We start from the raw sequence: 19,874 nt of genomic DNA on the forward strand, positions 1-19,874 counted from the left end.
ACCCTTGACCGCCCCGCTTCACATTTCGTAGCGATATCCGATGCCGTAGACCGAGGCGATGCGCTCGGCGCCCGCGCCGGCCTGATCGAGCTTGCGGCGCAGGTTCTTGATGTGGCTGTCCACCGCGCGCTCGGTCACGTCGCGGCCGTCGCCGTGCAGCGCGTCGAGCAGCTGCATGCGACTGTAGACCCGGCCCGGGTGGCTGGCCAGCGCGCGCAGCAGGCGGAACTCGATCGGCGTGAGGTCCATGGGATGGCCGCGCCAGCTCGCGCTCCAGGCCTCGGCGTCGATCTGCAGCGCGGCCGCGCCCGGGTCCTGCAGCGCCCCGTTCATGGCGCGGCTGCGGCGCAGCGCGGCCTTCACACGCGCCATCACCTCGCGCGGGCTGAAGGGGTTCTTGGTGATGTAGTCGTCGGCGCCGATCTCCAGGCCGAGCAGGCGGTCGGCTTCGTCGGCGCGCGCGGTGAGCATGAGGATGGGCACGCTGCCGAGCTTGCGCAGCTCGGTGCACAGCGTGAGCCCGTCCACGCCGGGCAGCATGAGGTCGAGCAGCACCAGGTCGTGGCGGCGCGCGGTCCAGGCCGCGAGCACCTGCCGGCCGTCGGTGATGCACTCGGGCTCGTGGCCCGCGGCGCGCAGGTAGTCGGCGAGCAGGGCCGACATCTTGGGCTCGTCCTCGACCACGAGCACGCGCGCCGGGCCCGGGTCCATGGGCAGCAACACGCCGTTCATGGCAGGGGCAGCGCCACGCGCAGCCACAGCCCGCCCAGGGGCGAGGGCCGGGCCTTGATGGTTCCGTCGTGCGCCTGCGCGATGCGCTGGCAGATCGACAGCCCCAGGCCCGCACCGCCGCTGGCCCGGCTGCGCGAGGGCTCGGCGCGGAAGAAGCGCTCGAACAGGCGCGGCAACTGGTCGGCGGGCACGCCGGGCGCGCTGTCCTGCACGTCCACCACCACCTGCCGGCCCTCGGTGCGCGCGGCCAGCCGCACCGCGCCGCCTTCGTCGGTGTAGCGGCAACTGTTCTCCAGCAGGTTGGCGAACAGCTGCTGCAGCCGGCTGGCATCGCCGAACAGCGGCAGCGGCGTGACCGGCAGCTCGAGCGCCAGCCGCAGCGAGCGGCCCTGCAGGCGCTCGCCGAAGGCCGCGGCCACGTCGGCGAGCAGCTCGCGCAGGTCGAGCTCGGCCTTGCGGTACGAGAGCGCGCCCACGTCGGCCAGCGAGAGGTCGTAGAGGTCGTCGACCAGCTTGTGCAGCGTGGCCACCTCGCCCTTGAGCGAGCGCAGCGCCTGCGCGTCGAGCGTGCGCACGCCGTCCTGCAGCGCCTCGAGCTCGCCGTTGAGCACGCCCAGCGGCGTGCGCAGCTCGTGCGACACGTCGGCCATGAACTCGCGCCGCGCGGCCTCGTTGCGCTGCAGGGTGAGCGCGAGGTGGTTGAAGTCGTGGCCCAGGCGCGAGACCTCGTCGGCCTCGCGGTCGGCGCGGTCGTCGACCGGCACGCGCGCCGCGTAGTCGCCGGCCGCGAGCCGGTGCGTGGCCTCGGCCACCTGCCGCACCGGCCGCAGCAGCCGGCGCGAGACCCAGAAGGCCACCGCCGCCGCGAGCAGCGTGGCCGCGCCGCCCACCAGCCAGGCCGAGCGGCGCTGCGCGTCGGCGAAGCGCTTCTCGGCGCCCGAGCTCACCGAGTCGATCGGCGTGAGCAGCATCCAGCCCACGGTGAGGCCGTCGACCTCGATCGGCCGCTCGATCGCGTCGGTCGACGGGTTGGGGTAGCCGAACACGCGCCGGCGCTGGGCGTCGAGCAGGGTCATGCGGCGCGTGGCGCCCATGAGCTCGGCCGGGCTGAGCTTGAGCGCCTCGGCCTGCTCGGTGGGCACGCCGCGGCGCAGCAGGTAGCCGCCCAGGTGCGTCTGCAGGCGCGTGAAGTCCCAGCTGTTGCCGTTCTCGCGGTAGGCCAGGGCCGCGCTCAGCGTGGCCTGGTCGAGGCGGTTGATCTCCTGCTCGTTCAGAAAGCCCAGGAAGTCGCGGTTGAGGTTGACGTGCGTGAACACGCCCATGGCAAAGGCCACGGCGATCGCGGTGCTTAGCACCGCGGTGAACAGCCGCGCGGTCAGGCTCAGTCTCATGGTGGGCTATGGTCGTCGCGCCCGTGTGTACCTGACAAGCCATACCCCCTGCTGGCCCGGGCGCTTCAATTTCTCTCCACATTCCTTGCGCACAGTCGCGCGCCATGCCGCGCACGCTCCCCTCCCTTTTCACGCTGGGCGCCCTGAGCGCCCTGATGTTCCTGGCCGCCTGCAGCAAGGGCGGCGACGCCCCGAAGCCCGCGGCCGCGCCGCCCGAGGTCGGCGTGGTCACGGTGTCCACGCAGGACGCGCCGCTCGAGCTCGAACTGCCGGGGCGCCTGGCGGCCAGCGAGGTGGCCGAGATCCGGCCGCAGGTGAGCGGCATCGTGCAGAAACGCCTGTTCGAAGAGGGCAGCACGGTGCGCGCGGGCCAGCCGCTCTACCAGCTCGACGCCGCCACGTTCGAGGCCGAGCGCGCGGGCGCGGCCGCCACGCTGCAGCGCGCCGAGGCCCAGCTGGCGGTGGCGCGCACCAAGGCCGCGCGCGACGCCGAACTGCTGCAGGCCGACGTGATCAGCCGCCAGGCCGCCGAAGACAGCGCGGCCGCGCTGCGCCAGGCCGAGGCCGAGGTGGCCGTGGCGCGCGCCGCGCTCAACGCCGCGCAGGTGCAGCTCGCGCGCACCCGCATCACCGCGCCGATCGCGGGCCGGGTCGAGATCTCGCAGGTCACGGCGGGCGCGCTCGTCACGGCCAGCCAGACCCAGCCGCTCACCACCGTGCAGCGGCTCGACCCCATGCAGGTCGACATCGTGCAGGGCAGCGCCGAGATGCTCGCGCTGCGCCGCCAGCTCGACGCGGGCAGCGGCAGCCGCGAGCTGCGCCTGGTGCTCGAAGACGGCAGCGAACACCCCGAGCCCGCGCGGCTGCAGGTGAGCGGCATGACGGTGGACCCGGGCACCGGCGCGGTCACGCTGCGCGCCAGCGTGCCCAACCCGCGCGCCAGCCTGCTGCCCGGCATGGTGGTCACCGCGCGGCTGCTCGCGGGCGTGAACCGCAGCGCCATCGTGGTGCCGCAGCAGGCCGTGAGCCGCACGCCCACGGGCGACGCCACGGCCTGGGTGGTGGGTGAGGGCAACAAGCTCGAACGCCGCCGCCTCGGGCTCGGGCGCAGCCTGGGCAACCAGTGGCTGGTCAACGAAGGCCTCAAGCCCGGCGAACGCCTGGTGGTCGAGGGCCTGCAGCGCGCGCGGCCCGATCTGGTGGTGACGCCGGTGCCCGCGAAGCTGGCGCAGGGGGGCTGAGCGCATGGCCGGCTTTTTCATCGACCGCCCCATCTTCGCCTGGGTGCTGGCCATCGTGGTCATGCTCGCGGGCACGGCCGCGGTGCTCACGCTGCCGCTCGAGCGCTACCCCGACATCGCGCCCACGCGCATCTCGGTCAACACCAGCTACCCGGGCGCCTCGGCCAAGGCCATCGAGGACTCGGTGACGCAGGTGATCGAGCAGAACCTCAAGGGCATCGACGGCCTGTTCTCCATCGAGTCGTCGAGCAACGCCTCGGGCACCGCGAGCACGCAGCTGAGCTTCGTCGCCGGCACCGACCCCGACCTCGCGCAGATGCAGGTGCAGAACAAGGTGGCGCAGTCCCTCTCGCGGCTGCCGCAGGCGGTGCAGGCCCAGGGCGTGCGCGTCACCAAGGCCGGCACCGATTTCCTCATGGTGGTCACGCTCACCAGCGACGACCCCGCCGTGAGCTCGGCGGACCTCGGCGACTACCTCTCGAGCACGCTGCAGGACATCGTGAGCCGCGTCGAGGGCGTGGGCGACGTGAGCATCTTCGGCTCGGGCTACGCCATGCGCATCTGGCTCGACCCGGCCCGGCTGCAGCGCTACGCGCTGGTGCCGGGTGACATCCGCAATGCGCTGCTGGCCCAGAACACCGAGGTCTCGGCGGGCCAGATCGGCGCGCCGCCCTCGCCCGAGGGCCAGCGGCTCACCGCCATCGTCACGGCGCGCGCCAAGCTGCAGACGGCCGAGCAGTTCCGCGACATCGTGCTGCGCGTGCTGCCCGACGGGTCGGTGCTGCGCCTGGGCGACGTGGCGCGCGTGGAGCTCGGCCGCGACAGCTACACCACCAACATCCGCAGCACCGGCCAGACCGCGGCCGGCATGGCCATCTACCCGGCCAGCGGTGCCAACGCGCTCACCACGGCCAACGCGGTCAAGGCCAAGCTCGCCGAGCTCGAGCCCTTCTTCCCGCCGGGCATGAAGACCACGGTGACCTACGACACCACGCCCTTCATCAGCGTGTCCATCGAAGGCGTGGTGAAGACGCTGATCGAGGCCATGGTGCTGGTGGTGGTCATCATGTACCTGTTCATGCAGAACCTGCGCGCCACGCTGATCCCCGCGATCGCGGTGCCGGTGGTGCTGCTGGGCACCTTCGGCGTGCTCGCGGTGGCGGGCTACTCCATCAACTCGCTCACCATGTTCGGCCTGGTGCTGGCCATCGGCCTGCTGGTGGACGACGCCATCGTGGTGGTGGAGAACGTGGAGCGGCTGATGCGCGAAGAGGGCCTGGACCCGCGCGAGGCCACGCGCCGCAGCATGAAGGAAATCAGCGGCGCGCTGGTGGGCATCGCGGTGGTGCTGTCGGCGGTGTTCATCCCCATGGCCTTCTTCGGCGGCTCCACCGGCGTGATCTACCGGCAGTTCTCGATCACGGTGGTGAGCGCCATGGTGCTGTCGGTGCTGGTGGCCATGAGCCTGTCGCCCGCCTTGTGCGCCACGCTGCTGAAGCCGGTGCACGCGGGCGAACACGCGGCCCCGGGCGGGCCCTTCGGCCGCACGCTGGGCCGCGCCTTCGGCGGCTTCAACCGCTGGTTCGATCGCATGACCGAACGCTACGTCGACCGCGTGCGCTGGCTCAGCGCGCGCGGCGTGCGCAGCTTCGTGGTGTACCTGCTGGTCATTGCGGGCATGGTGCTGCTGTACCGCGCGCTGCCCACCTCCTTCCTGCCCGACGAAGACCAGGGCAGCCTGCAGTTCCAGGTGCGCATGGCCCCGGGGGCCACGGCCGAACGGCTCGAGGCCATCGCCGAGGACATCGAGGACTACTTCGCGGCCCAGCCCGAGATCCGCTTCTACAACTTCGTGCGCGGCTCGGGCGGCGACCAGGGCTCGGGCCAGGGCTTCATCCGCCTGACCGACTGGGACCAGCGCCCCGAGGCGGCCCAGAGCGCGGGCGCGCTCGCCGAGCGCTTCAGCCGCGAACTGCAGCGCCGCGTGCGCGACGCCGACGTGTTCGTGGTGCAGCCGCCCACGGTGCGTGGCCTGGGCGGCAGCGCGGGCATCCAGCTCTTCCTGCAAGACCTGGGCGGTGTGGGCAGCGAGGCGCTCGCGAAGGCGCGCGACCAGCTGCTCGCCGCGGCCAACCAGCGGCCCGAGCTCAACCGCGCGCGCGTCAACAGCCTGGCCGAAACGCCGCAGCTGCAGATCCACATCGACGACCACAAGGCCGGCACGCTGGGCGTGAGCACCACCACCATCAACGACACGCTGTCGATCGCCTTCGGCGGCAGCTACGTCAACGACTTCCTCGACCGCGGCCGCGTCAAGCGCGTGCTGGTGCAGGGCGACGCGGCCTTCCGCGCCGCGCCCGACAGCCTGCGCCACTGGTACGTGCGCAACGCCGAGGGCGCCATGGTGCCCTTCAGCGCCTTCGCCACCAGCGACTGGGTCAACGGCCCGCGCCAGCTGGTGCGCTACAACGGCAGCGCGGCCTACGAGATCCAGGCCGACGTCGCGCCCGGCGTGAGCTCGGGCGCGGCCATGGCCGCGATGGAGCAGGTCCTGAGCCAGATGCCGCCCGGCGTGGGCTACGAGTGGTCGGGCCGCAGCTACCAGGAGCGGCTCTCGGGCAACCAGGCGCCCATGCTTTACGCCATCTCGGTGCTGTTCATCTTCCTGTGCCTGGCCGCGCTCTACGAGAGCTGGTCGGTGCCCTTCAGCGTGATGCTGGTGGTGCCGCTGGGCATCGTGGGCGCGCTGCTCGCGCACCACATCGGCGGTCAGAGCAACGACGTGTTCTTCCAGGTCGGCCTGCTCACCACCGTGGGGCTGGCGGCCAAGAACGCCATCCTCATCGTGGAGTTCGCGCAGTCGCTGGTGGACCAGGGCATGGGCCTGCTCGACGCCACGCTCAAGGCCAGCCGGCAGCGGCTGCGCCCCATCCTCATGACCTCGCTGGCTTTCATGATGGGCGTGCTGCCGCTGGCCCTGGCCACCGGCGCGGGTTCGGGCTCGCAGCGCGCCATCGGCGTCGGCGTGCTCGGCGGCATGGCCAGCGCCACGGCGCTGGGCATCTTCTTCGTGCCGCTGTTCTACCTGTGGGTGCGGCGGCGCTTCTCGGCGCGCCGCGCCGCCCCCGCCGGGGGGCAGGAGGTGGGCGCATGAGGTCGCTGAATATGCAGGCCCTGGCCGCGCCGCTGGCCGCGGCCGCGCTGCTCGCGGGCTGCGGCTCGCTGGTGCCGCGCACCGAGGCCCCGGTGCCGCCGCTGCGCAGCGATTTCCGCGCCGGCGCGCCGGCCCCCGCGGTCGACACCGCCGCGGCCGACGCCGCCGCGCGCGAGTGGGCCGGCTTCATCAACGACCCGCGCCTGCGCGAGGTGGTGGGCATCGCGCTCACGCAGAACCGCTCGCTGCGCGCCAGCGCCGCCGCGGTCGAGCGCGTGCAGGCGCAATACCGCATCCAGCGCGCCGCGGGCGCGCCCCAGCTGGGCGTGTCGGCCGCCGCCACACGCCAGCGCACGCTCGAGAACGGCGCGGCCACCAGCTACAGCCTGAGCCTGGGCCTCGCGGCCTGGGAGATCGACCTGTTCGACCGCCTCGGTAGCCTCGAAGGCGCAGCGCTCGCGCGCTACCTTGCGCAGACCGAAACGCAGCAAAGCGCGCGCCTGAGCCTGGTGGCCGAAACCCTGAACGCCTGGCTCAACCTGCAGGCGCTGCAGCAGCGCGCGGTGCTGGCGCAGCAACTCCTGCAAAGCCAGCAGCGCACGCTCGACCTCGCCGAGGCGCAGTACCAGCGCGGCGCGAGTTCGGGCCTGGACCGCGCCCGCGCGCGCACCGCCTTCGAGGCCGCGCGCGGCGAGGCGGCGCGCAGCGCGGTGGCGGTGCAGCAGGCGCGCGCGCAGCTCGAGCTGCTCGCCGGCCAGCCGCTGCCCGATGCGCTGTTGCCCGATGCGCTGCTGCCCGCCGCGCAGGAGACCCCCGGGCGCGGCGACGCCACCGCGCTGCCCGCCATTCCCGCGGGCCTGCCCGCCGAGGTGCTGCTGCAGCGGCCCGACGTGCGCGCGGCCGAACAGGCGCTGCAGGCCAGCGCCTTCGATGTGGGCGCCGCGCGCGCCGCGCTGTTCCCGCGCCTCACGCTCACCGCGAGCGCGGGCACGCGCAGCGCCGAGCTCGGCGGCCTGTTCGGCCGCGGCAGCGGCGTGTGGAGCGTGGTGCCGCAGCTCGATCTCGCGCTGTTCGACGCCGGCGCCCGCCGCGCCCAGGTGGACGCGAGCGAGGCCAGCCGGCGCGAGGCCCTGGCCCGCTACGAAGCCACGCTGCAGACCGCCTTCCGCGAGGTGGCCGACGCGCTCGCGGTGCGCGACGGCCTGGCCGAACGCCTGTCGGCCCAACAGGCCCAGGTCGATGCCGCGCAGCGCAGCCTGGGCCTGGTGGAACAGGGCTACCGCCTGGGCGCGAACAGCCAGCTCGATCTGCTCGACGCCCAGCGCCAGCTCGCCAGCGCGCAGCAAGGCCTGGTGGACCTGCGCCAGGCCGAACGCGCCAACCGCGTGGACCTGCTGCGCGCGCTGGGCGGGCGCTGGTGAAGCCCTCGTGAGGCGGGACCTACATCCCGACACATCCCGCCAGGAACACCGCTTGCCCGGCGGGCTCCCATCCCCATGGCACGCGCGCGCTTCACCCCCCTCCTGGCCTGGGCCGGCGCCGCGCTGGTCCTGGGAGCGGTGGCGGCCGAGCTGAGCGGCTGGCGCTTTCTGCGCGCGCCGGTGGAGCGCGCGGCCACGCAGAGCGCGGGCGTGCCGGTGCAGATGCAGGGGCGCTTCCGCCTGCACCTGATCGGCCGGCCGCGGCTGGAGGTGGAGCACCTGCACATCGCGTCCGACCCGCGCTTCGGCGCGCCGCACCTGCTCGATGCGCGCGGCGCCGCCGTGGCCTGGCGCTGGGGCGACGTGTGGCGCTGGCGGCAGGGCGATCGCCTGCGCCTGCAGGCGCTGCGCGCCGATGCGCTCGACGCGCGCCTGGTGCGCACGCCCGACGGCCGCGCGAACTGGCAGATCGGCGCGCGCACGCCGCGCGCCGAAGCAGTCGAGGCCGAGGCCGAGCCGCTCGGCGGCCTGCCGCGCTTCGGCTCGCTCGTGATCGGCGAAGGCATGGTCGACTGGCAGGACCCGGTGGCCGACGTCGATCTGCAGATCGCGCTGCGCGCGCGCGAAGGCGAGGCCGAAGACGGCGCGGGCGCGGGCACCGAGGCGCGGCTGAACGGCCGCTACCGCGCCATGCCCCTGCGCCTGCAGGCGCGCGCCGGTGGCACGCTGCCGCTGCTGCACGACCCCGACACCGCGCGCGACGCGCCCTGGGTGCCGCTGCGCGTGGAGGGCACGGTGGGCCGCGCGCGGCTGCTGTACGACGGCCAGGCCGCGGCGCTGCTGGGCACGCCCCGGCTGCAGGGCGCGCTGGCCTTCAGCGGTCCCTCGCTGGCCGAGGTCGGCCGGCCGCTGGGCCTCACGCTGCCGCAGACCCCGCCCTTCGAACTGCGCGGCCGGCTCTCGCAAGACGCGGGCGTGTGGCGGCTGCAGGCCGAGCGCGCCCACATCGGCAGCAGCCGCCTCGCGGGCGATCTGCGCTTCTTCCAGCGCTCGCAGCCGCGCCGGCTCACGGGCGAGCTCACCGGCAGCCGGCTCGCGTTCGCCGACCTCGGCCCCGCCATCGGCGCGCCGGCCGCGGCGGCGCGGCCCCAGACCCCGCCGCCCGCGGGCCGCGTGCTGCCGCAGCGCCGCTTCGACCTGCCCTCGCTCAAGGCCATGGACGCCGACGTGCGCGTGGCCATCGACCGCGTGGACTTCGGCACCGACGCCATGGCCCCGCTGCGCGGCCTGCAGACCCAGGTGCGGCTGCAGGCCGGCGTGCTGCGGCTCGACGAACTGCGCGCCTCGGTCTCGGGCGGGCGCTTCCAGGGCATGACCCAGCTCGACAGCACCGCCGAGCCCGCGGCCTGGCGCGCCACGCTCGACGTGGCCGGCGTGAACCTGGCCGACTGGGTGAAGGGCCTGCGCCGCAACGGCCAGGGCCAGGGCCAAGGCAACGCCGACCCCTACCTCACGGGCGTGTTGCAGGCCCGGCTCGACCTGAGCGGGCGCGGCGCGTCCACCGCCGACATCCTGGGCTCGCTCGACGGCCCGATCGACCTGCGGCTGCGCGACGGCACGGTCTCGCACCTGGTCACCGAAGGCCTGGGCCTCGATCTCGCGCAGGCCCTGGGCGTCTTCGTGCGCGGCGACGACCCGCTGCCGCTGCGCTGCGCGCGCTTCGACCTGGTGGCGCGCGACGGCGTGGTGGAGCCGCGCCTGGCCGTGCTCGACAACCGCGACAGCACCGTGCGCCTGGGCGGCCGCGTGAACCTGCGCGACGAATCGCTGGCGCTGCGCGTGGTGACCCAGCCCAAGGACTGGACGCCGCTGTCGCTGCGCACGCCCGTGACCGTCACGGGCACGCTGGGCCGGCCGCAGGTGGGCATCGAAGGCCGCCGCCTCGCGGGCCGGCTGGCGGGCGCGATCGCGCTCGGCGCGGTCGCGGGGCCCGCGGCGGCGGTGATCCCGCTGGTGGACCTGGGCAAGCCGGGCGAGGGCGATCCGTGTGAGCCCTGAGCCCCGGCCGGCCGGCGCCGCGCGATGTGGGGGCGGCCCGCTGGGGTAATGGCGGGTCTTTATCATCGCCGCGGCCCCGCAAGCCCCTGTCCCCCGCCCGCTCGGGTTGCGCCACCGTGGCGTTTCCACCCTTGCCTGTCCGCCCCTTCCGCGCCAGCCTCCAACCCATGTCCGATCCCGACCGCTCCTCCGCGCCCGGCCCGCGCCGCCCCTGGCTGCGCGGCCTGTTCTGGCTGGTGCTGCTGGCGGCCGTGGGCTCGGCGGCGTGGTGGTTCCTGCTGCGCCCGCCGCCGCAGCCGCCGGCCACGCCCAGCGCCTGGCGCGGGCCCGTGGCTGTGCGCGTGGAGGCCGCGCGCACCGAAGACTTCACCGTGCAGGCGCGCGCCGTGGGCACGGTGGCGCCCTACAACACCGTGACCGTGCGCAGCCGCGTCGACGGCCAGCTCGCGCGCGTGCTGGTGCGCGAAGGCGAGCGCGTGCAGCGCGGCCAGCTGCTGGCCGAGATCGACCCCGAGCCGCTGCGCGTGGCGCTCTCGCAGGCCCAGGGCCAGCAGCAGCAGAACCTGGCCCAGTTGCGCAACGCCGAGAGCGAGCTCGCGCGCTACCAGGGCCTGTTCCAGCGCGACGCCATCGCGCGCCAGCAGCTCGACCGCCAGGCCGCGCTGGTGCAGCAGCTGCGCGGCACCCTGCAGGCCGACCAGGCGCAGGTGGACAACGCGAAGCTGCAGCTCTCGTACACGCGCATCACCGCGCCGATCGCGGGGCGTGTGGGCCTGCGCCGCGTGGACGCGGGCAACCTGATCTCGGCCAACGACGCCAACGGCCTGTTCACCATCACCCAGACCCAGCCCGTGGCGGTGCTGTTCAGCGTGCCCGAGCCCCAGGTGCCCGAGGTGCGCGCCGCACACGCCGCCACCGGCCAGGCCGCGCCGCGCGTGGAGGCCTGGGACCGCGAGAACCGCAGCCGCCTGGCCACGGGCCGGCTCGACACGCTGGACAACCAGATCGACGCCGCCACCGCCACGCTGCGCCTGAAGGCGCGCTTCGAGAACGCCGACGACGCGCTGTTCCCCAACCAGTTCGTCAACGTGCGCCTGTCGCTGCGCCAGTTGCCCGGCACGGTCACCGTGCCCACCGACGCGGTGCAGCACGGCTCGCGCGGCAGCTACGTGTACGTGATCGCCGAGGGCAAGGCGCGCGTGCGCGAGCTGCAGCTCGGCCCCGCCAGCGGCGGCCGCACCGTGGTGCTCAAGGGCCTGGCCGCGGGCGAGCCCGTGGTGCTCGAAGGCCTGGACCGGCTCGAAGACGGCCGCGCGGTGAACGTGGTGAAGGCCACCGAGCTGCCCGCGGGCTCGCCGCTCGCGCCCGACGCCGCAACGCCGCGCTGAGCGGGTGCTGCCCATGGCCGCCGCCGCCCCGATCTCGCTCTCGCGCCCCTTCATCCTGCGGCCGGTGGCGACCTCGCTGCTGATGCTCGCGGTGCTGATCGCGGGCCTGCTCGCCTGGCGCCAGCTGCCTGTGTCGGCGCTGCCGCAGGTGGACTACCCGGTGATCCAGGTGTTCACCTTCCAGCCCGGCGCCAGCCCCGACGTGACCGCGCGCACCGTCACCGCGCCGCTGGAGCGCCGGCTGGGCCAGATCCCCGGCCTGGCGCAGATGTCGTCCACCAGCTCGGGCGGGGCCTCGGTGATCACGCTGCGCTTCGCGCTCGAGGTCGACCTCGGCGTGGCCGAGCAGGACGTGCAGGCCGCGCTGCAAAGCGCCAACAGCCTGCTGCCCAACGACCTGCCCGCGCCGCCGATCTACCGCAAGGTCAACCCGGCCGACGTGCCCATCCTCACGCTGGCCATCAGCTCCGAAGGCCTGCCGCTGCCGCGCGTGGTCGACCTGGTGGACACGCGCATGGCGGGCCAGATCTCGCGCCTGCCCGGCGTGGGCCTGGTGAGCCTGGCGGGCGGCCAGCGCCCCGCCATCCGCGTGCAGGCCAACGGCCGCGCGCTCGCGGCCAACGGGCTTACGCTCGAAGAGCTGCGCACGGCCATCGCCGCGGCCAACAACAACCAGCCCAAGGGCAGCTTCGACGGCGAACTGCGCAGCACCCTGCTCGACGCCAATGACCAGCTGCGCACCGTGGGCGAGTACCGCCGCCTGATCGTGGCCTGGCGCGACGGCGCGCCGCTGCGCCTGGGCGACGTGGCGCGCGTGGAGGAGGGCGCCGAAGACCGCTTCCTCGCGGCCTGGGCCGGCATGGCCTGCGCCGAGGGCCAGACCGGCGGCTGCGGCCTCGCGCCCGCGGTGCTGCTCAACATCCAGCGCCAGCCCGGCGCCAACGTGATCGCGGTGGCCAACCAGGTGCGCGCGCTGCTGCCGCAGCTCACCGCCACGCTGCCGGCCAACGTGAAGGTGCAGGTGGTGTCCGACCGCACCGAGAGCATCCGCGCTTCGGTGCGCGACGTGCAGAAAGAGCTGCTGTTCGCCATCGCGCTGGTGGTGGCCGTGACCTTCGTCTTCCTGCGCACGCTGCCCGCCACCCTCATTCCCAGCGTGGCGGTGCCGCTGTCGCTGGTGGGCACCTTCGCGGCCATGCTGATGCTGGGCTACTCGCTCAACAACCTCTCGCTCATGGCGCTCACCATCGCCACCGGCTTCGTGGTCGACGACGCCATCGTGATGCTGGAGAACATCGCGCGCCACCGCGAAGAGGGCGCAGGCCCGCTCGAGGCCGCGCTCAAGGGCGCGAGCGAGATCGGCTTCACCCTGGTCTCGCTCACGGTGTCGCTGGTGGCGGTGCTGATCCCGCTGCTGTTCATGGCCGACGTGGTGGGCCGGCTGTTCCACGAGTTCGCGGTCACGCTCGCGGTGGCCATCGGCATCTCGCTGCTGGTCTCGCTCACGCTCACGCCCATGATGGCCGCGCGTATGCTCACCGCAGCGCCCGCGCACGCCGAGGGCCGGCGCGACTGGCTGAGCGGCGTGATCGACCGCTACGACCAGGCCCTGGGCTGGGTGCTGCAGCGCCAGCCGCTCGCGCTGCTCGCCATGGCGGCCACGCTGGTGCTCACGGCGCTGCTCTACCTGGTCGTGCCCAAGGGCTTCTTCCCGGTGCAGGACGCGGGCGCGATCCAGGTCGTCACCGAAGCGCCGCAGAGCGTGTCGTTTGCCGCCATGGCCGAGCGCCAGCAGGCGCTCGCGCGCGCCCTGCTCGACGAAGCGCCGGTGCAGAGCGTGGCGTCCTACATCGGCGTGGACGGCAGCAACGCCACACTCAACAGCGGCCGCATGCTGATCACGCTCGCGCCGCACGCGCAGCGCTCGGTCTCGGCGGGCGAACTCATCGAGCGGCTGCGCGAGCGCGCGCGCGGCGTGCAGGGCATCAGCGCCTGGTTCCAGCCGGTGCAGGAGCTGGGCCTGGAAGACCGCATCAGCCGCACCCAGTACCAGTTCACGCTCAGCTCGCCCGACAGCGCGCTGCTGGCCGAGTGGACCGGGCGCCTGCTGGCCGCGCTGGCCGAGCGCCCCGAGCTCGCCGACGTGGCGAGCAACCTGCAGCAGGAAGGCCTGCAGGCCTACCTCGAGATCGACCGCGACGCCGCCGCGCGCCTGGGCCTGCGCATGGGCGACATCGCCTCGGCGCTGCAGAGCGCCTTCGGCCAGCGCCAGGTGAGCACGCTGTTCACGCACGCCAGCCAGTACCGCGTGGTGCTCGAGAGCGACGACGCCGCGCGCGGCGGCCTGGCCGCGCTCGAAGGCGTGTACGTGCGGCCCGCCGCGGGCGGCGCCGACGCGCGGCCCGTGCCGCTGTCGGCCGTGGCGCGCGCGGTGGAAAAGCGCGCGCCGCTGGCCATCGACCACCAGGGCCAGTTCCCCGCGGTCACGCTGTCGTTCAACCTCGCGCCCGGTCATTCGCTGGGCGAGGCTGTGGCTGCGATCGAAACCGTGCAGCGCCAGATCGCGCTGCCGCTGGCGGTGGAGCTGCGCTTCCAGGGCGCGGCCGAGGGCTTTCGCAGCTCGCTGGCCAACACGCTGTGGCTGATCCTGGCCGCGGTGGTGGTGATGTACCTGGTGCTGGGCATGCTCTACGAAAGCGCCATCCACCCGCTCACCATCCTGTCCACGCTGCCCTCGGCCACGGTGGGGGCGCTGGCCGCGCTGCTGCTCGCGGGCCGCCCGCTCGACCTGATCGCGGTGATCGGCATCGTGCTGCTGATCGGCCTGGTGAAGAAGAACGGCATCATGATGGTCGACTTCGCGCTCGACGCGCAGCGCCGCCTGGGCCTGTCGCCGCGCGAGGCCATCCACCGCGCCGCGCTGCTGCGCTTTCGCCCCATCCTCATGACCACGCTGGCCGCGCTGTTCGGCGCGGTGCCGCTGATGCTGGCCAGCGGCTCGGGCGCCGAGCTGCGCCAGCCGCTGGGCATCGTGATGGTGGGCGGGCTGATCGTGAGCCAGGTGCTCACGCTGTTCACCACGCCGGTGGTGTACCTGGCGTTCGACCGCCTTGCGCGCCGCCGCGCGGCCGCCCCCGCCGCCTGAACCCCGCGCCGCCGCCATGCACGCCCTGGCCCGCTTCTTCATCCGCCGCCCCGTGGGCAGCGTCATGCTGGCCATCGCCATCGTGCTCGCGGGCCTGCTGGCGCTGCGGCTGCTGCCGGTGTCGCCGCTGCCGCGCGTGGACTTCCCCGTGATCCAGGTGCGCGCCAGCCTGCCCGGCGCCAGCCCCGAGAGCATGGCCGCCACCGTGGCCGCGCCGCTGGAGCGCGCGCTCGGCGCCATCGCGGGCGTCACCAGCATCCGCTCCAACAGCAACCAGGGCAGCACCAACATCACGCTGCAGTTTGACCTCGCGCGCGACATCGACGACGCCGCGCGCGAAGTGCAGGCCGCCATCAACGCCTCGCGCGGCCAGCTGCCCTCGGGCATGCCGGGCAACCCGACTTTCGTCAAGGTCAACCCCTCGCAGGCGCCCATCATGGCGCTCGCGCTCTCCTCGCCGCGGCTGCCCTCGTCGGCGCTGTACGACAACGCGTCCACCGTGCTGGCGCAGAAGATCGCGCAGATCGTGGGCGTGGGCGAGGTCACGGTGGACGGCTCCTCGCTGCCCGCGGTGCGCGTGCAGGTCAAGCCCGAGGCGCTCGCGCACCGCGGCATGGCGCTCGACGACGTGCGTCGCGCTATCGCCGACGCCAACGCCTGGCGGCCCTTCGGCCAGGTGGAGGCGAACGATCGGCGCTGGCAGATCGCGCTGCCCGCGCCGCTGCGCAGCGCGGCCGATTTTTCGCAGCTCGTGGTGCGCAACGAGGGCGGCGCGCTGGTGCGCCTGGCCGACGTGGCCGAGGTCAGCGACTCGGTGGAGAACCGCTACACCGCGGGCTACCACAACGACCGGCCCGCGGTGGTGCTGCTGGTGAGCCGGCGGCCCGGCGCCAACATCGTGCAGACCATCGACGCCATCCACGAGCAGCTGCCGCAGCTGCGCGCGCTGCTGCCGGCCGACACCGAGCTGCGCGTGGTGATGGACCGCTCGCCCGGCATCCGCGCCACGCTGCGCGAAGCGCGCTTCGCCCTCATGCTCTCGTGCGTGCTGGTGATGGCCGTGGTCTGGGCCTTCCTGGCCAACCTGCGCACCGCGCTGATCCCCGCGCTCGCGCTGCCGGTGTCGCTGGTGGGCGCGCTCGCGGTCATGTGGTGGCAGGGCTTCTCGCTCAACAACCTGTCGGTGATGGCGCTGATCGTGGCCGCGGGCCTGGTGGTGGACGACGCCATCGTGGTGCTCGAGAACATCCAGCGCCACCTCGAACGCGCGCGCGCCGCGCTGGCCGCCACGGGCCGGCGCGAGATCGGCCGGCGCACGGTGTGGCGCGCCGCGCTCGCCGGCGCGGGGGAGGTCGGCTTCACGCTGCTGGCCATGAACCTCGCGCTGATCGTGGTGTTCATCTCCACGCTGTTCATGGGCGGCGTGGTCGAGCGCCTGTTCCGCGAGTTCGCCATCACGCTGGTGGCGGCCATGCTGATCTCGCTGGCGGTGTCGGTCACGCTCACGCCCGCGCTGTGCGCGCACGGCCTGCCCGCGGGCGGCGCGCCGCGCCCGCCTGGGCCGCTGGCGCGCTTCTTCGCCACGCTGCTGGCCGACGTGCAATCGGGCTACGCGCGCAGCCTGGGCTTCGCGCTGCGCCACCCCTGGCTCACGCTGCTGCTGCTCGGCGCCACGGTGGCGCTCAATGTGTGGCTCTACGTGGCCATTCCCAAGGGCATGCTGCCGCAGCAGGACACCGGACAGCTCAGCGGCTTCGTGCGCGGCGACGACGGCTTCTCCTTCCAGGGCATGCAGCCCAAGGTCGAGGCCTACCGCCGCCTGCTCGTGGCCGACCCCGCGGTGGCCGACGTGACCGGCGTGAGCGGTGGGCGCACCGGCACCAGCAACTCGTGGTTCCGCATCCGCCTGAAGCCGCTGGCCGAGCGGCGCGAGAGCGCGTCGGCCGTGGTGGCCCGGCTGCGCGCGAGCGCGCCCAGGATCGCGGGCGGGGTGCTGTTCGTCTCGGTCGACCAGGACATCCGCCTGGCCAGCGGCGGCGGCGACAACGAGTACCTGTTCGTGATGCGCTCCGACTCGCTGCAGGACCTGCGCCGCTGGACCCGCCCCGTGGGCGAGGCCCTGCGCGCGCTGCCTGAGCTCGCCGACGTGGACTTCGGCGCCGGTGAAGACGCGCAGCAGGTGACGCTGCAGGTCGACCGCGAGGCCGCGCGCCGCCTCGGCGTGGACATGAACACCGTGACCACCGCGCTCAACAACGCCTTCTCGCAGCGCCAGGTGGCCACGCTCTACGACCCGCTCAACCAGTACCGCGTGGTGATGGAGGCCGACCCGCGCGGCCACAGCGAGCCGAGCGCGCTCGAGACGGTGGACATCCTCAACGCCGCGGGCCAGCGCGTGCCGCTGAGCGCCATCGCCACCTGGCGCTACGGCCTCACGCGCGACCGCGTGCAGCACGACGCGCAGTTCGCGTCCGCCGGCATCAGCTACGGCCTCGCGCCCGGCGTGAGCCTGCAGCAGGCGCAGCAGGCGATCGAGCGTGCCGTCAATGGCCTGGTCATGCCCACCAGCATTTCCACCGGCGAGCGCGCGAGCGACCCCAACAGCCTGCAGGCCACGCTCAAGCGCCAGCCCTGGCTGATCCTGGCGGTGCTGGTCACCGTGTACCTGGTGCTGGGCATGCTCTACGAAAGCCTGCTGCACCCGCTCACCATCCTGTCCACGCTGCCCTCGGCCGGCGTGGGCGCGCTGCTGGCGCTGCGCGTGTCCGACACCGAGTTCAGCCTGATCGCGCTGCTCGGCCTGTTCCTGCTGCTGGGCGTGGTGATGAAGAACGCCATCCTGATGATCGACTTCGCGCTCGCCGCGCAGCGCGAGCGCGCGCTCGCGCCGCGCGAGGCCATCCACGACGCCGCGCTGCGCCGCCTGCGCCCCATCCTCATGACCAATCTGGCGGCGCTGCTCGGCGCGGTGCCGCTGGTGCTGGGTCTGGGCGAAGGCTCCGAATTGCGCCGCCCGCTGGGCATCGCCATCATCGGCGGCCTCGCGGTGAGCCAGCTGCTCACGCTCTACACCACGCCCGTGGTCTACCTGATGCTCGAACGCCTGCGCCAGCGCGTGTGGCGCGCGCCGTCGGACACCGCCGTTGCCCGCCATGCCTGACCTGTCTCCCATGCCCCCGCTGCGACGCGCGTTGCCGCTGGCCCTGCTCCTGGCCCTGCTCCTGGCACTTGCGGCCTGCGCGAGCGCTCCCGGCGCGCACCGCGCGCCCGATGCCGCGCTGCCCGCGGCCTTCCAGCATGCCGCGCCCGCGGCCGCCGCGGCCGCTGAGGCCAGTGCGGCCGCGGAGGCCCCCATCGACCCCGCGTGGTGGCTGGCGTATGGCGACCCCGAGCTCGACCGCCTGCTGCGCCGCGTGGCCGAGGCCAACCCCGAGCTTGCGCAGGCCGAGGCGCGCTACCGCCAGGCGCTCGCGCAGGTGGACGCGGCGCGCGCGCTGGCCTGGCCGCAGCTCGGCGCGGGGGCGGCGGCCACGCGCAGCGGCAGCAGCGGCGGCGCGGCCTCGGGCCTCAACAGCGCGGGCGGCACGCGCAGCCTCTACAGCGCCGGGCTCGACCTCTCGTGGACGCCCGACCTCTGGGGCCGCGTGGCGCTGCAGCGCCAGGCCGCCAGCGCGAGCGCCGACGCGCAGGCCGCGCTGGTCGATGCCGCGCGGCTCGCGCTGCAGCTCGCGGCCGCGCAGGGCTATGTGCGCCTGCGCGCGCTCGACGCGCAGGCCGCGCTGTTCGCGCAGGCCGACCAGGCCTTCGCGCGCTCGCTGCAGATCACCCAGCTGCAGTACGAGGCCGGCCTGGTCGCGCGCGCCGACGTGATCCAGGCCGAGACGCAACTGCAGTCGCTGCGCACGCAGGTGTTCACGCTGCAGCGCCAGCGCGCGCTCGAAGCCAACGCGCTCGCGCTGCTCGCGGGCAGCACGCCGGCCGATTTCCCCGTGGCCGTGCGCGACGCCGCTGGGTCGGCCTTGCCCGCGGTGCCGCCCGCGCCCGCCGCCGTGCCCGCCGAGCTGCTGCGCCGCCGGCCCGACCTCGCCGCGGCCGACCGCCTGCTGGCCGCGGCCCACGCGCGCGTGGGCCTCGCGCAGCGCGCCTGGCTGCCCGATCTCACGCTCTCGGCCAGCGGCAGCCTGCAGGCCGGCAGCCTCGCGCGGCTGGTCGACGCGCCCGCGCGCGTGTGGTCGCTGGGCCCGCAGCTCGCGGCCACGCTGTTCGACGGCGGCGCCCGCCGCGCCAACGAGGCCTTCAGCACCGCGGCCTACGACGAACAGGCCGCGGCCTGGCGCGCGGGCGTGCTCGCGGCGGTGCGCGAAACCGAAGACGCGCTGGCGCAGCTGGCCAGCCTCACCGCGCAGGACCGCCAGCAGCAGCGCCTGGTGGAACTCGCGAACCAGAACGAGCGCGTGGTGATCGACCGCTACGAAGCCGGCGAGATCGGCTTTCTCGAAGTGGCCACCGCCCAGAACACCGCGCTCGCGGCGCGCCGCGCGGCGCTCGACGTGCAGGCCCAGCGGTTGGCGGCAAGCATGGCGCTCGTCGGCGCGCTGGGCGGGGGATGGACACGACCATGAACGACGACCGGCTGCTGATCGACACCCAGGGCGGCGTGATGACCCTCACCCTCCACCGCCCCGACAAGCTCAACGCCATCGACAACGGGCTCGCGCGCGCGCTGCTCGCGGCCATCGCCGTGGCCGAGGCCGATCCCGCGGTGCGGGTGCTGCTGCTGCGCGGCGCGGGCCGCGCGTTCTGCGCCGGGCGCGACGTGAGCGCACCGCCCACCGAGGACGACCTGGTGCTGGTGCAGGCCGTGTCGCAGGCGCTCGTGGCGCTGCCCAAGCCCGTGGTGGCCGCGGTGCACGGCTGGACCGTGGGCGCCGGGCTCGAGTGGATGCTCAACGCCGACATCGTGGTGGCGGCCGAGGGCACGCGTTTCAAGCTGCCCGAGGCCTCGCTGGGCGTGTTCGTCACCGGCGGCCTCAGCGCCACGCTGCCGGCCTACGCGGGCGTGGCGCGCGCCAAGGGCCTGATGCTGCTCGGCGAGCCCTTCAGCGCTGCGCAGGCGCAGGCCTGGGGCCTGGTGTGGCAGGTGGTGCCGGACGAGGCCCTGGCGGCCGAGGCGCAGCGCACCAGCGAGCGCCTGGCACAGCTCGACCCGGCGGTCGCGGGCCGCTTCAAGCGGGTGCTCAACCAGATCGGTCTGGCATCCTTCGGGCAGGCCATCGAGGCCGAGAACGCGGCGCAGCGTGCGCTGCAGGGCTGAAGCGCCCCGTCCCCGCGCCCACCGATCCTC

General features: G+C 74.1%; 11 protein-coding genes. 9 read left to right on the forward strand and 2 right to left on the reverse strand.

What is annotated here, in order from left to right; genetic code table 11:
* Nucleotides 1-18 precede the first annotated feature (18 nt).
* Both G9Q37_RS19740 and G9Q37_RS19745 read right to left on the reverse strand, forming a co-directional pair.
* Entirely contained in the window at nucleotides 19-732 is a 714-nt protein-coding gene (locus G9Q37_RS19740) for a response regulator (RefSeq protein WP_240936440.1), read from the reverse strand.
* Nucleotides 729-2,123, reverse strand: a complete 1,395-nt coding sequence (locus tag G9Q37_RS19745; protein WP_166229992.1) for an ATP-binding protein — start codon at nucleotides 2,121-2,123, stop codon at nucleotides 729-731. Before G9Q37_RS19745 ends, G9Q37_RS19740 begins: the two co-directional genes overlap by 4 nt.
* A gap of 104 nt (nucleotides 2,124-2,227) precedes the next feature.
* Between G9Q37_RS19745 and G9Q37_RS19750 the strand changes: the two genes are divergently transcribed.
* From G9Q37_RS19750 to G9Q37_RS19790, 9 genes are all read left to right on the forward strand, one after another.
* Nucleotides 2,228-3,364 carry an efflux RND transporter periplasmic adaptor subunit gene (locus G9Q37_RS19750; RefSeq protein WP_166229994.1) on the forward strand — a complete coding sequence of 379 codons (1,137 nt, stop codon included), beginning with the start codon at nucleotides 2,228-2,230 and terminating at the stop codon, nucleotides 3,362-3,364.
* 4 nt (nucleotides 3,365-3,368) lie between these two features.
* On the forward strand, nucleotides 3,369-6,518 hold the full coding sequence (locus tag G9Q37_RS19755; protein ID WP_166229996.1) for an efflux RND transporter permease subunit: 3,150 nt from the start codon (nucleotides 3,369-3,371) through the stop codon (nucleotides 6,516-6,518).
* A complete protein-coding gene (locus tag G9Q37_RS19760; RefSeq protein ID WP_166229998.1) occupies nucleotides 6,515-7,939 on the forward strand; it encodes an efflux transporter outer membrane subunit in 1,425 nt (474 codons plus the stop codon). Before G9Q37_RS19755 ends, G9Q37_RS19760 begins: the two co-directional genes overlap by 4 nt.
* A 75-nt stretch (nucleotides 7,940-8,014) precedes the next feature.
* Entirely contained in the window at nucleotides 8,015-9,997 is a 1,983-nt protein-coding gene (locus tag G9Q37_RS19765; protein WP_166230000.1) for an AsmA family protein, read from the forward strand.
* 167 nt (nucleotides 9,998-10,164) lie between these two features.
* Nucleotides 10,165-11,385 carry an efflux RND transporter periplasmic adaptor subunit gene (locus G9Q37_RS19770; protein WP_166230002.1) on the forward strand — a complete coding sequence of 407 codons (1,221 nt, stop codon included), beginning with the start codon at nucleotides 10,165-10,167 and terminating at the stop codon, nucleotides 11,383-11,385.
* Nucleotides 11,386-11,416: 31 nt separating this feature from the next.
* Complete coding sequence (locus tag G9Q37_RS19775) at nucleotides 11,417-14,530, forward strand: efflux RND transporter permease subunit (protein ID WP_277345046.1); 3,114 nt, start codon at nucleotides 11,417-11,419, stop codon at nucleotides 14,528-14,530.
* Between the two features lie 16 nt (nucleotides 14,531-14,546).
* On the forward strand, nucleotides 14,547-17,690 hold the full coding sequence (locus G9Q37_RS19780) for an efflux RND transporter permease subunit (protein WP_166230006.1): 3,144 nt from the start codon (nucleotides 14,547-14,549) through the stop codon (nucleotides 17,688-17,690).
* Between the two features lie 10 nt (nucleotides 17,691-17,700).
* Nucleotides 17,701-19,152 carry an efflux transporter outer membrane subunit gene (locus tag G9Q37_RS19785; protein WP_166230008.1) on the forward strand — a complete coding sequence of 484 codons (1,452 nt, stop codon included), beginning with the start codon at nucleotides 17,701-17,703 and terminating at the stop codon, nucleotides 19,150-19,152.
* Nucleotides 19,149-19,844, forward strand: a complete 696-nt coding sequence (locus tag G9Q37_RS19790; RefSeq protein WP_166230010.1) for an enoyl-CoA hydratase/isomerase family protein — start codon at nucleotides 19,149-19,151, stop codon at nucleotides 19,842-19,844. Before G9Q37_RS19785 ends, G9Q37_RS19790 begins: the two co-directional genes overlap by 4 nt.
* Nucleotides 19,845-19,874 lie beyond the last annotated feature (30 nt).

The sequence above is a fragment of the Hydrogenophaga crocea genome (assembly GCF_011388215.1).
Taxonomy (GTDB): domain Bacteria; phylum Pseudomonadota; class Gammaproteobacteria; order Burkholderiales; family Burkholderiaceae_C; genus Hydrogenophaga; species Hydrogenophaga crocea.